The sequence below is a fragment of the Ruminococcus gauvreauii genome, from assembly GCF_025151995.1.
GTDB lineage: Bacteria > Bacillota > Clostridia > Lachnospirales > Lachnospiraceae > Ruminococcus_G > Ruminococcus_G gauvreauii.
The window spans coordinates 1,297,057-1,310,111 of record NZ_CP102290.1 but is presented as its reverse complement, the minus strand read 5'-3'; the positions used below and the strand labels follow the sequence as shown (position 1 = coordinate 1,310,111).

11 protein-coding genes are annotated in these 13,055 nt (G+C 51.1%); 7 read left to right on the top strand and 4 right to left on the bottom strand.

All coding sequences use genetic code 11. The annotated features are described in order from the left end of the window. Positions 1-54 precede the first annotated feature (54 nt). Both NQ502_RS06345 and NQ502_RS06340 read left to right on the top strand, forming a co-directional pair. A complete protein-coding gene (locus NQ502_RS06345) occupies positions 55-1,560 on the top strand; it encodes a sugar ABC transporter ATP-binding protein (protein WP_028530432.1) in 1,506 nt (501 codons plus the stop codon). Between the two features lie 29 nt (positions 1,561-1,589). After that, the gene (locus tag NQ502_RS06340) at positions 1,590-2,549 is read left to right on the top strand and encodes an ABC transporter permease (protein ID WP_028530433.1); all 960 of its coding nucleotides are present in this window, start codon (positions 1,590-1,592) and stop codon (positions 2,547-2,549) included. A gap of 44 nt (positions 2,550-2,593) precedes the next feature. On the opposite strand, the gene NQ502_RS06335 is transcribed toward NQ502_RS06340, so the two are convergent. Continuing rightward, positions 2,594-3,463: an AraC family transcriptional regulator gene (locus NQ502_RS06335; protein WP_028530434.1), complete on the bottom strand. Its 870-nt coding sequence runs from the start codon at positions 3,461-3,463 to the stop codon at positions 2,594-2,596. 146 nt (positions 3,464-3,609) lie between these two features. Here NQ502_RS06335 and NQ502_RS06330 point away from each other — a divergent pair, with 146 nt between their 5' ends. From NQ502_RS06330 to NQ502_RS06315, 4 genes are all read left to right on the top strand, one after another. Beyond that, positions 3,610-4,866 (top strand): uroporphyrinogen decarboxylase family protein, encoded by a 1,257-nt coding sequence (locus NQ502_RS06330; RefSeq protein WP_044983690.1) that lies wholly within the window; start codon positions 3,610-3,612, stop codon positions 4,864-4,866. Between the two features lie 112 nt (positions 4,867-4,978). Then, complete coding sequence (locus NQ502_RS06325) at positions 4,979-5,857, top strand: helix-turn-helix transcriptional regulator (RefSeq protein ID WP_044983691.1); 879 nt, start codon at positions 4,979-4,981, stop codon at positions 5,855-5,857. Positions 5,858-6,087: 230 nt separating this feature from the next. Continuing rightward, positions 6,088-7,014, top strand: a complete 927-nt coding sequence (locus NQ502_RS06320) for a sugar phosphate isomerase/epimerase family protein (protein WP_028530437.1) — start codon at positions 6,088-6,090, stop codon at positions 7,012-7,014. A gap of 24 nt (positions 7,015-7,038) precedes the next feature. Beyond that, positions 7,039-8,202 (top strand): Gfo/Idh/MocA family protein, encoded by a 1,164-nt coding sequence (locus NQ502_RS06315; protein WP_028530438.1) that lies wholly within the window; start codon positions 7,039-7,041, stop codon positions 8,200-8,202. Positions 8,203-8,204: 2 nt separating this feature from the next. Here NQ502_RS06315 and NQ502_RS06310 read toward each other — a convergent pair whose 3' ends face one another. Next, positions 8,205-9,059, bottom strand: a complete 855-nt coding sequence (locus NQ502_RS06310) for an AraC family transcriptional regulator (RefSeq protein ID WP_028530439.1) — start codon at positions 9,057-9,059, stop codon at positions 8,205-8,207. Positions 9,060-9,238: 179 nt separating this feature from the next. On the opposite strand from NQ502_RS06310, the gene NQ502_RS06305 reads away from it, so the two are divergent. Beyond that, positions 9,239-10,255: a Gfo/Idh/MocA family protein gene (locus tag NQ502_RS06305; RefSeq protein ID WP_028530440.1), complete on the top strand. Its 1,017-nt coding sequence runs from the start codon at positions 9,239-9,241 to the stop codon at positions 10,253-10,255. Between the two features lie 105 nt (positions 10,256-10,360). On the opposite strand, the gene NQ502_RS06300 is transcribed toward NQ502_RS06305, so the two are convergent. Both NQ502_RS06300 and NQ502_RS06295 read right to left on the bottom strand, forming a co-directional pair. Then, positions 10,361-11,869 (bottom strand): PucR family transcriptional regulator, encoded by a 1,509-nt coding sequence (locus NQ502_RS06300; RefSeq protein ID WP_169579939.1) that lies wholly within the window; start codon positions 11,867-11,869, stop codon positions 10,361-10,363. A gap of 188 nt (positions 11,870-12,057) precedes the next feature. Further along, a complete protein-coding gene (locus NQ502_RS06295; RefSeq protein WP_028530442.1) occupies positions 12,058-13,053 on the bottom strand; it encodes a uroporphyrinogen decarboxylase family protein in 996 nt (331 codons plus the stop codon). Between the last annotated feature and the right edge of the window lie 2 nt (positions 13,054-13,055).

Genomic DNA, 13,055 nt, shown 5'->3' with positions numbered 1-13,055 from the left:
TTCCCTCTTTATCGGAACACGAAGAACAGGAAGTTAGCTTTAGGGGGAAGGCACATGAGCAATACACCGTTATTACAGATGGAACATATTCGGAAGGTTTTTCCGGGCGTAGTCGCCCTGGATGACGTATCCCTGACGATCAAAGAGGGCACGGTGCATGCCCTGATGGGAGAAAACGGCGCCGGGAAATCGACGCTGATGAAGATCCTGACCGGCGTCTACACGAAGACGGAAGGGAGCATCAAATGGCAGGGAAAGGACCTGGACACCAGCTCCATCACGAACGTTCTGCACGCCGGGATCACGATGATCTTCCAGGAACTCAACCCGATCAGGACCATGAAGGTCTGTGAGAACATCTTTGTCGGGAGGGAGCCATATAAGATCAGGGGCGTGATGGTCGACCACAAGAAGATCACGGAGGATACCCGGAAACTGTTTGAGGAGCTGGAGATGACGGACATTGACCCGCACGCGCTGGTCGGGACGCTGTCGACCGCGAAGATGCAGATGATCGAGATCGCCAAGGCGATCTCCTATCATTCAAAACTGATTATCATGGACGAGCCGACCTCATCCATTACCGAGAAGGAATGCCAGCATCTGTTCCGGCTGGTCAATAACCTGAAGAAGAAGGGCATTGCCTTTATCTTCATCACTCATAAGATGGACGAGGTGTTCCAGATCTCCGACGAGATCACCGTGATGCGGGACGGCACGTATGTGGGAACCTATGATGTGAAGGATATCACACAGGAAGACCTGGTAAAGCTGATGGTGGGCCGCGAGATCACCAACATGTTCCCGAAGGAGGACGCCGAGATCGGGGATGTAAAGCTGGAGGTCACAGGCATGGACGTCAAAGGCCTGCTGCATGACATCAGTTTCAAGGTCCATAAGGGTGAAATCCTGGGATTTGCCGGCCTGATGGGTGCGGGCAGGACGGAAGTCATGGAGACCCTGTTCGGGATCCGGAAGATGGAATCCGGGAGCATCCGGATCGACGGGAAAGAAGTGCAGATGCATTCGCCGAAAGAGGCGATGAAACATAAGATTGCGTTCCTGACGGAGGACCGCAGGGGCAGCGGATGCTTCCTGCCGCTGTCGGTGGGGGACAACATCATGGTCTGTAATTATAACCAGGCGGTCAGCGGCTTTGGGAAGATCAGCATTTCCAAAGAGAAGAGGCTGTGCCAGGAGCAGATCGAGAAATATGCGGTAAAGACACCGGGTGCATCCCAGATCATCGGGAATTTAAGCGGAGGAAACCAGCAGAAGGTGCTGATTGCCCGCTGGCTGATGACGGAGCCGGACATCATCATCCTGGATGAGCCTACCCGCGGGATCGACGTGGGCAGCAAGTCGGAGATCCATAAGATGATCAGCCGTCTGGCACAGCAGGGCGTGGCGGTCATCCTGATCTCCTCGGAGCTGCCGGAGGTCATCGGCATGAGTGACCGGATCATGGTCATGTACGAGGGAAGGATCACCGGGGAAGTGGTGCGCAGCGAGGCGACCCAGGAGAATATCATGCGGTATGCATCCGGGATCACAGAATAACGTGGGTGTGGGGAAAGGAGAAAGATTCCATGAAAGATAAAACAATGAAAGAAAAAGCGCTGTACATATACGGCAGGGCGGGGGTGCTTCTGATCCTGCTTTTGATGGTTATCCTGCTGACATTTATGACAGATACGTTCCTGACATACCGGAACCTGATCAATATCGTGCGCCAGGTGACGTTCTATGCGATCGTGGGCTACGGTGCGATGGTCACCCTGATCGGCGGGGATTTCGACCTGTCGCCGGGTTCGGTCATCGGTTTGACGTCGATCCTGTCGACAATGGCAATCACAGGGACAGAGCGCGGAGTAGGGCTGCCGCTTTTGATCGCGGTCGCGGTAGGACTTGCCGTCGGCTTTGTCAACGGGTTTCTGATCGCTTACTGCAGCCTGCCGGCGTTCATCGCGACGCTGGGCACACAGACGCTGCTGAGGGGGCTCGCACTGTACATCGCGAACGGAAAACCGATCAGCGGGTTGTCTGAGAAGTTCACTAACGTAGGCGGAGGGAGCATCGGTATCGTGCCGATTCCGGTGATCATTCTGATCATTCTGGGGTTGGTTACCTGGTATATCATGAAGTATACGCGTCTGGGACGCCATATCTATGCGATCGGCGGAAATGCCCAGGCGGCAGTAGTATCGGGCGTGAATGCAAAACGTGTCAAACTGTTCACGTATCTGTATGCGGGGGTGATGGCGGCGATCGCAGGCGTAATCCTGACGGCGCGTGTGGCGTCCGGAAACGCTGCTCTCGGCGAGACGTACGAGATGAAGGCAATCACAGGCTGCGTCATCGGCGGTGTCAGCCTGAACGGCGGAATCGGAAGCATCTACGGCATGACCTGCGGTATCCTGGTAGTCGGCGTGCTGACAAACGGGATGGACCTGATGAACGTCAGCGGCTACATGCAGAAGGTGGCGGAAGGCATCATCATGATCGTGGCGGTACTGCTGGACGTGGTCCGTGCAAAATCTGCAAAATAAGAATATTTTCAGTCAGGGAGTGCAAAACGGGCGCTCCCTGAATTTTACATCTTAAATCCGGCGGGATCAAAGAATTTCCGGAACATGGCGGGCGTCACTTCGACGTCCTTTTTAAATGCCCGGATAAAATTTGAAGTATTGGAGAAGCCGCACTGTGCGGCGATGCTGTCCACAGTCTCACCGGTGTTGCTCAGAAGCTCACGCGCATGATGCATCCGTACATTAAACAGGTACTCGTGGGGAGAAAAGCCTGTCTCTTCCCGGAAGAGCCGTGAAAAATGAAACTTGCTCAGAGCGGCATGCCGGGCGATATCTTCTACATTCAGCGGTTCGTGAAAATGATTCAGGATATACTGCTGGGCATCAGCGATCGGCGGACTTGAAATTTTGGCTTCATGGGAGGCGAGGGTACTGAGCAGATTATAGATCATGCTGGAAAGCTTATGGTCATTCGGGCGGCCTCCGCTTAATTCTTTCATAAGATAGTTACAGAGCAGAGAGGCATCGGATGCTCCGGAGAACAGAGCGCCGTGCTGCTCATACAGCATGTCGCAGAATTCCTGTGAGATATTGCCGCTGAAATGGAAGTACTGGAATTTCACCCGTTTTTCCGTCCAGTAGTGGTTGCGCACATGACAGTCCAGCAGCACAATGTCACCGGAGCGCGCTGTGAAATTTTGTCCCCGGTACTCGAAAAGAAGTTCCCCTTCCAGAATATGAAAAAGAATAAAAAAATTTAGATAATGGCGAAGTACCCGGTAGGGAGGAACGCAGATGTATTCACTTGCCCACAGGATACAGAACATATGGCTTTTGGCAAACTGTGACGGGGTCTGGAAATAAGGCCCCTTTTTGCGGACGATGCCTTTCTCACCCACGATCAGTCCCTCATCGGGAATTTTTTTGATTTCCATAGACTCCTCCTTTTAGCACAAAATGAATATTTTCCAGCATACGCGGACAGTGAAAGTCCTTAAAATATAGTATATATTAAAGGCATACGAAATACAAGAAGGCGCAGAAATACAAAGTATGTTTTGAGGAAAAGGAGAAAAGGATTATGACGTCAAAAGAGAGAGTACAGGCAACGTTTGCCCACACACAGCCAGATAAGGTGGCGGTTGATTTCGGAGGCATGAGCTGCTCCATGATCAATGCTGTCGTGCTGAAAGAGCTGAGGGACTATTACGGACTGGAAAAACGTCTGCCGAAGATCAATGACATGTCAACCATGACAGCATTTGTCGAGCCGGACCTGCAGGAATGCATGGGTGTGGACGTACAGCAGCTCTACAACTACGGTGATACATACGGACATATCAACACGGACTGGAAAGAATGGTCATACCGCGGAGAGGCCGTGCTGATCCCGGGCAATGCGATAGTGAAAGAGGACGGAAACGGCGGATACTATGTGTATCCGGAAGGCGATGACAGTGTGGAACCGAGCGGCCATCTGCCGGCGAACGGGTTTTATTTTGACAACCTGACACGTACTCCGGAGTTCGACGAGGACGAGGCTGACGCAGCTGACAATACGGCCGATTATATGGAAGTTTCCGACGCACAGATTGCATATCACAAGAAAGTGCTGGAGGAAGTGAAAGGCAATAACCGTGCGATCCAGGTGGGACCGTGCTACTCGGGACTCGGCGATGCCAACAACATCCCGGGACCGAACCTGAAACACCCGAAGGGGATCCGTGACATTTCTGAATGGTACATGGCTCCGCTTCTGTATCCGGAATATGTGGAGGAAGTATTTGACCGCGGAACAGATATTGCGATTAGGAACTTTAAAAAATACTGGGATGCATTTGGCTCCGACATCGATGTTCTCTTCATCTGCGGAACAGACTTCGGAACTCAGAGAGGACCGTTTATGGATCCGGAAGTGTTCAAAGAGTTCTATCTGCCTTACTATAAGAAGATGAATGACTGGATCCATGAGAATACCACATGGAAGACACTGAAACATTCCTGCGGAGGCATCTTCCCGATTCTTCCATATCTGATCGAGAGCGGATTTGACGCGGTAAATCCGGTGCAGTGTTCGGCGGAGGGGATGGACCCGCAGAAGCTGAAAGACACTTATGGAAAGGACATCGTATTCTGGGGCGGCGGAGTCGATACACAGAAGGTGCTGCCGTTCGGAACTCCGGAAGAAGTGCGCGAGCAGGTTCTGGAGAGACTGGATATCTTCTCAAAAGACGGCGGATATGTCTGCAATACGATTCACAATATCCAGGCGAACACACCGATCCCGAACATTGTTGCTATGGTTGATGCGATCAAAGAATTTAACGGTGACAAATAAAGAATATAATAATTACCCTTAAACCTTCTTGATAAGAGGTGTCCGGAAAGTGTATACTTTTTCTGGGCACCTCTTTGGGTTTGCCAGGACAATTTCAGGAAGGAGACACGGTATGCTTTGGTCAGAGACAAATCGAAAAATTGCAGAAATCTTTGAGGGCGGACAGCTGCCGACGATGGTTTATATCAGTAAGCAGGGATACGAGCGAAAAAAGGTCCTGAGATCTCTTCACCGCCATGAGTCTATCTGCGAACTGCTTCTGATATACAGGGGGGAGGGTTCTTATCAGGTCGAGGGGAAACATTATCCGCTGAAGGAAGGGAGCCTGATTTACTATAATCAGGGTGATCTGCATGAGGTCGTGTCGGGATCGGAGCATGAGATCGGTTCCTACTGTATCGGGATAACGAATCTTCAGAGAAAAGGCCTGCCGAGGAACCATCTCGTGGAGACTGGCGGGCCCTACGTGCGGCAGACGGGCAACCTGTTTCCGATACTGCGGTCCATGTGCGAGCAGATGTATGAACTGGAGGGGGCGGACGAAGAAGGACGTCTGGTCGCGCAGCTTCAATGTGCTTCGTTTCTTGTCATGACCAGCCGTCTGAAAAGCTTTCCGACGGTGGCTGCCCAGAGGACTTCGGAAGAACAGAATGTCCTCCGGATCCGTGATTATCTGAATCAGCATTTTACGGAAAATATCACACTGGATATGACCGCAAAGGATCTGGGATATTCAGCTACTTATGTCTCACATATCTTTAAAAACAGTACCGGGCAGACGCCGATCCAGTATGTAATACGAAGACGGGTGGGGCTGGCTCAGACGCTGCTGATATCGACGGATTTTTCGGCGACACAGATTGCGACCATGGTGGGATATGATAATACGAATTACTTCAGTACGCTGTTTACCAGGACAACAGGCATGACTCCTATCCGGTACCGGCAGCTCTATAAAGAAGAGATGAAGGGGACGAACAGACAATCATAGATAACATAATCATAGAAGGGCTGTGCCGGCTTGTGATCCTGCCGGGCAGTTCTTTTTTTTGTGCCGATGACAGGATAGTGGAGTGGCGGATGAAAAAAGCCGCGGTGCGCACGGAAAATGGCGGGTTTGATGGGAAAATATTTACAAAATTGTGAAGGTGAAAAAATCTTAAACAGATATAATGGACAGTAGAAAGAGAAAACAAGTGCAGACAAAGGAGGTTTATAGCGATGAGGATAAGTATTTGTGGGGCTCCCTGCTGCTGGGGAGTGGATGATGTGAAAAACCCTTACAACCCTCCGTGGCAGAGAGTGCTGAGGGAAGCAGGGGAGGCGGGCTATCGGGCGATTGAGCTCGGCCCGTACGGTTATCTGCCTGCGGACGTGGGAACGGTTTCTGATGAACTGACAAAAAACGGACTGTCTGTCGTGGCTGGTACGATATTCGATAATCTGCTGGATGAGGAGAATTACGAAAACGTGCTCAGGCAGACGGACGAGATATGCTCACTGATAACGAAACTGCCGGTGCTTCCGAAGTATGAGGAACAGCATTTTCCGACGCCGTATCTGACAGTTATGGACTGGGGGCACGATGAACGTGATTACGCAGCAGGCCATTCAGACCGTGCGCCGCGCCTTTCGCAGGAGAAATGGTCAGTGATGATGAGACACATCAAAGGTATCTGTGAGAGGGCGGCGGAGTATGGGGTGCGCCCCGTGATCCATCCCCACGCGGGAGGCTATATTGAGTTTGCGGACGAGATTGAAGCGGTGGTGAGGGATATTCCACGTGAGATAGCAGGGCTTTGTCTGGACACCGGGCATTTATATTACTCCGGCATGGATCCGTGCGAGTGGCTGGAAAGATATCCTGACCGGCTGGATTACGTACATTTTAAAGATGTAAACGATTCTGTATACCGGGAGGTTCTGGGTGAACGCATCCGCTTTTTCGAAGGATGTGCAAAAGGATCCATGTGTCCGATCGGGACAGGGACACTGGATTACCCGAAGATTCAGGAGACGTTAAAAAAGATCGGTTACAGCGGATACATAACCATTGAACAGGAACGCGATCCCCGCAATGCTGACACGAGTCTCAGAGATGTAAGAAAAAGTGTGAGCTATCTGAAAAGTGTGGGATACAACATATAAAAATCATGAAGGAGGAGGGATCTCATGTATTACGGTGAAAAAAGGATAGAACAACCGCTGCGGTGGGCGATGGCAGGCGGAGGCAGAGGAAGTCAGATCGGTTATATCCATCGTTCGGCAGCGCTGAGGGATTTCAATTTTGAACTTGTGGCAGGAGCCTTTGACATCGATCCTGAGCGGGGACGGGACTTCGGAAGTATGCTCCATGTGGACCCGGACCGATGCTATCCGGATTATAAGACGATGTTTGATGAGGAATCCAGGCGTCCGGATGGTATCCAGGCAGTTTCCGTAGCGACACCGAACGGGACACATTTCGAGATCACGAAGGCGGCACTGAACGCGGGACTGCACGTTGTATGTGAAAAACCGCTCTGTTTTACGACGGAGGAAGCCCGGGAGCTGGAGGCGCTTGCAGCAGAGAAGAACAGGGTCGTAGGTGTGACATACGGATATGCAGGGCATCAGATGATCGAAGAGGCACGGCGTCTGATACAGGAAGGGGTTCTGGGGGAAATACGCATTGTCAATATGCAGTTTTCGCATGGCTTCCACAATGCAGCGGTGGAAAATACGACGGCGTCCACAAAATGGAGGGTAGATCCGAAAGTTGCGGGCCCTTCCTATGTACTGGGGGATCTCGGGACACATCCGCTGTATCTGTCGGAGGTGATGCTTCCGAACTTGAAGGTGAAACGTCTGATGTGCAGCCGTCAGTCCTTTGTGAAGTCAAGAGCTCCGCTTGAGGATAATTCCATGACGGTGATGGAGTACGATAATGGTGCGGTCGGCTATGTGTGGTCATGCTGTGTGAACTGCGGCTCCATGCATGGACAAAAAATCCGTGTCATCGGTGAGAAAGCGTCGCTGGAATGGTGGGATGAACATCCCAATCAGCTGACGCTGGAAGTACAGGGAGAGCCGGTACGCATTCTGGAACGCGGCATGGGCTACCTGGAACCGTCGGCGCTTTCGGACGACCGCATCGGGGCAGGGCATCCTGAGGGGCTGTTTGAGGCATGGAGTAATCTGTACAGCCGTTTCGCGTGCGCGATGGATGCCGCAGACCGGGGGGAAGCCGTCGAGTTCTGGTATCCCGATATTCATGCAGGCGCAGAGGGCGTCCGCTGGGTGGAAGACTGCGTGCGTTCCGCGGACAATGGCGCCGTCTGGGTGGACTGTCAATAACATCATGGAGGAGATTCAAAGAGCTTTCGAAAAGAGGCCGGTGTCACGCCGGCTTCTTTTTTAAATGCCCGGATGAAGTGGGAGGTGCTGGCGAAGCCGCAGGCTGCTGCAATCGTTTCAATGGATTCCCGGGTCTCGGCGAGCATCATCCTTGCATGTTTCAAACGAAGCCCCAGAAGGTACTGATGCGGTGACTGCGAAGTATACCGCTTGAAAAGCCGGGAAAAGTAGTACGGACTCAATGAGACATGGCTGCAGACGTCCGCCAATGTCAGCTCTTCGCAGAAGAAACTGTTCATATACTCCATTGCTTTCCTGACGGAGGGATTCACCTGCCGGTCTTGCGGAATAGAAAGCTGCCGAAACAGATCCGTGACCAGAAAAGAGAGCTGGTGGTCATTCGGGGAAGATTTCTGAAGTTCGGTGAGCATGTCATCGAATAGAGGTCCCGCAGTTGAAAAGTTGCGGAAACAGGCGCCGTACTGTTCATAGAGCATGTCGCAGTAGGGCTGTGTGACCCCTTCGGAAAAGTGGATGAACTGCAGCCGCACACGCTCTTCGGCCCAGTAGTGGTTGAACAGTTTACAGTCCTGGAGCACGATGTCACCTGCCTGGGCAATAAATGTTTTTCCTCGGTACTCATAGTGGAGAGAACCTTCCAGGATTCTGGTAAACATAAAGGCGTTCAGGTATTCCCGCCTGACCCGGTAGGGAAAATCACAGACGTCTTCAGCACCCCAAAGCACACAAAACAGGTGCTCTTTTGCAAATTCTGAGGGTGAATGAAAGTAAATGCCGTCTCTTTTTAAAATCCCCTTTTCATTCGGGATGATCCCCTCTTCGTGTATTTTTTCCATAAATCCTCCTGATTATCTGGGCAAGAAATGTATATTTTAGGGCAAATGGCGATAGTGTGAAGCGCTTTTCTGTATTATATAATAACCACATCAGATGCACAAGAGGCGCCGCATCGGACAGGACATTTGGATATCCATAAGATCGATAACAGGTAAAGGGAAAACAGGAGGAATACATTATGTCAACTATAAAAGTGGGAATTGCAGGTCTTGGGCGCCTGGGAAAGGTGCATGCAAAAAATCTATGCTACAGGATTCCGGGGGCGTCGCTGACTGCGGCGTGCTCGATCATGGAGTCGGAGCTGGACTATGCGAAACGGGAGCTCGGTGTGAACGATGTGTACACGGACTTTCATGAGATGCTGGGAAAGGCAGACATTGACGCGGTGGCGATCGTGACGACAAGCGGGGAACACTGCTGGCAGATCGAGGCCGCTCTTGCGGCGGGCAAGCATGTCTTCTGCGAAAAACCCCTCGGCGTCACGATTGAGGAGTGCAGGCAGGCGGAGCGCGCAGTGGAAAAATACTCGGATAGAGTCTTTTTCCTGGGATTTATGCGCCGGTACGACCAGTCTTATGCATATGCAAAGAAGAAGATCGACGAGGGTGCGATCGGGAAACCGTATCTGGTGAAGGCAACAGGGATTGACCCCGAAGCGCTCGTGGAAGGAGCTATCAGATTCTGCGGAACAAGCGGGGGGATCTACATCGATATGGCGATCCATGACATTGACCTGATGCGCTGGTTCCTGGGGGCTGATGCAACGGAAGTGTATGCACTCGGCTGCACCTTCAAGCATCCGGAATTTGAGGAGAATGGAGACTGTGAGACTGGTTGTGCCATGTTTGAGTTTGAAAACGGGGCGCTCGGGCAGATTCATGTGGGCAGAACGGCGCCGCACGGCTATCATATTGAGACAGAGATCGTGGGCACGGAGGGATCCATCCGGATCAGCCCTGTCCCGGCAAAGAATCTGGCGGTTATCTATGATAAACACGGGGCGGTGCAGGAGTGTGTGGAATCGTTTCCAGTCAGATTTGCAGAATCCTATCAGCTTGAGATGGAAGAGTTCATATCCTGTATCAGGGAGGGAAGAAAGCCGGGCGTAACGGTGTACGACGGAACGAAATCTACGGAGATGGCGTTTGCCGCGGCGGAGTCATTCAAGAGCCACAGGGCTGTGAAGATATCTTAAATATTTTCGGCAGAAATTAATTGCCGCATTCAAAAAGGACCGGTCTGCATGTTTCATTGCATGAGCAAACCGGTCCTTTTTGATAACTTTTCACGTATTCTGTTTCTATTTATTCATTTGATAAGAGATTTCAAGGTAAAGACGGATGCGGGGATCGTCCAGATCCAGGCTGGTCAGCTGCTGGATGCGGTCCAGCCGGTAGAACAGAGTGCTGCGGTGGATGTACAGCGTCTTTGCAGTCTGTACAACGTTTCGCTCCAGCCGCAGGTAAGTCTCAAGCGTCTCGTTCAGTTTCGTGTTGTGCTGTTCGTCGTAGTGTGCGAGCTGCTGGATGGACTGCGCGCAGAGATACTCATACGGGATATCTTCACAGATTTTATCAAACATGTAATCCAGTACATAATCCTTAAAATCATAACACCAGATCATGCTGTTGCTCCTGCTGCCGTATTCAAGCGCGATGGACGCCTGGCGGTACCCCTGGTGAATCTGTGAGAAGTCAAAGATTTCATTGCTGACGCCCATCTTGAACAGACCTTCCCGTATCAGCCACGCCATGTTGCTGACGATCTGGGGCGTCGTATTTTTGCCCACCGTCTGATTGACGATCACAACAATGCTCTGGTCGTAGAAAAAGGCGTGGCTTGCGGCTACCTGGGACTCGATGTAACCAAAGGTGCTGGTGGTGAAGCGGTAATCGGTGTTGGAGTGTTCTGTTCCCAGCTTGATAATGATATATTTATCGTGATATCCCCAGCCCAGAAAGCGCAGAAGATGGCTGATCTCGCGCTCGTCAGTGACAGACTGGCTGAGAATCTGTTTGCATATTTCTTCCGCATTCCTGCCGAGACTGGTCCAGAAAACGTTGCGCTCTGAGATGCATGCGAGTACGATGCTGGACAGGTACTCCAGTGCAAGGTAGTCTCCCGGCTTGATTATGCTCTGGAGCTCATTGACCAGGACACGGCCTTCGTAACGGTTACCGTTCCAGAGATTGTTATACAGAATGCGGTAACCGCGCTGATTGGCGGAGAACATATCGGCACTCTGGGTCTGCAGCGTGTGGATATACTCATGGTCGATCTTGAGGTCGTTGATGACTTCCAGAGGGACCATATCCCGGCCGTTCCTGGAATCGCGGCTCCACACAGTCATGCCTTCGACGACATTCGGACATGCCAGGATATAAAAATCGGTATCATGAATAAACATGGGGTTGCGGAAGATGCTAAGGCTGGCCTGAAGCATGTCGTTAAGGGGGTTATCGCTGTTCAGGGCTTTCTGCAGCGCCAGGTCCCAGGCAGAATAGCGGAGAAAAATATCTGTTGTAAAGTCGAAGACCTCCGAGATATCGGCATTCTCAGCTAAAATGATGTAGGAGGTACTGGCGGAAAGCATGGTCCGCTCCGGTTCTCCGATGATGATCAGTGAAACGTCCTGCAAAGAGGCAAAACGTTCATTGATCTGAAACGCCCACAGGATATACGCATACCCGATGGTCGGGGCGGTCCCGTTTCGGTAGTGGCGTATGCTTTTCAGTGTTGGACGGTTACCGGCAGGGGAAAATTCCAGCATATCAAACCTGTCTTCCAGAGAGTCTGCAAGTATCTGCATATTCAGTAAAAAGCCTTCTGAGGGAGGCGCTGAGTCAGGATACACTTTTTTCTGCATGGATGTTCAGCCTTTCTTTGTGCGGATTGTACATAAAAAACAGTTGATTCTTTTGACAGTATAACAAAAATGATAAAAAAATGCAAAAGGGAAGGACCGCCAGACGGCGGTCCCGGAAGGTGAAAGGTAAATTATTTATAAGTGTCTTTGTTATACTGTTCGATCTCATCTCGAATGATCTCATCAGTATGCGGGTAAATTGTTCCGGATAAACCATATGTCATACACGGGATAAAATGTCCGCCGGGTCCGTAAGCCTCGCAGGCTTTGCGTACGCTTGCACGGATTTCCTCATCTGTGGAATCAACGCGGTCGATTGTCGCGTCAAGTCCGCCCATCAGGGTCATTTTACCGTTCAGTTTTTTCTGCATCCCTACGATGTCATTTTCAGGAAGAACACCCTGCCATACCTGAATTCCGATCTCTGCCATATCTTCGATGATCGGCTCCAGGAAGGAGTCTGCATGGTGGATTACGATCACATCATGTTCACGCATATAACCGTAGATTCTGCGGTAGTGTTCTTTGAAGAATTCTCTCCAGATATCCGGATCCATGAACAGGCTGTGTTTTGCACCCCAGTCGTCATGGGAGAGGATGACATCAGGTTTCAGATTGTCAACAAGAAGTTTCGCATACTGGAAACGGTATTCAGCTACAGTTGCAACGAGATCCTTCATTGCTTCCGGCTCCAGTAAGAAGTTCATCAGCGTATCTTCAAAGCCCATCAGGAAATGACACTGTTCGAAAATACCGGTACCCATGAAGCCCATGACCAGTTTTTCGTCACGGTCTACCTCTGCAGCAGTTGCAAGTGCATTTTCCCATCCCTCGCTGCAGTTGCCGAGCAGATCCGGTACTTTTACATATTTCTGCCATTCTGTAACGTCAGGGCACACTTTCAAGTCATCAGTGACGTGAGGCATCGGTCCCGGAGCGTCTTCGGGAAACAGGATCGTTGTCCCCCATCTGTCTACGCTTGTTTTGCCGCGGACACGGTTTCCGCGGGTATATACACTGAGCGGATCATTACCAATATGTACGAATGGTTCATACTGATTTACCAGGCGGTCCGGCTTGCCGTCAACCTTGATCGTTTCCAGAAAATTTTGTTTTGCTGTTAACATGT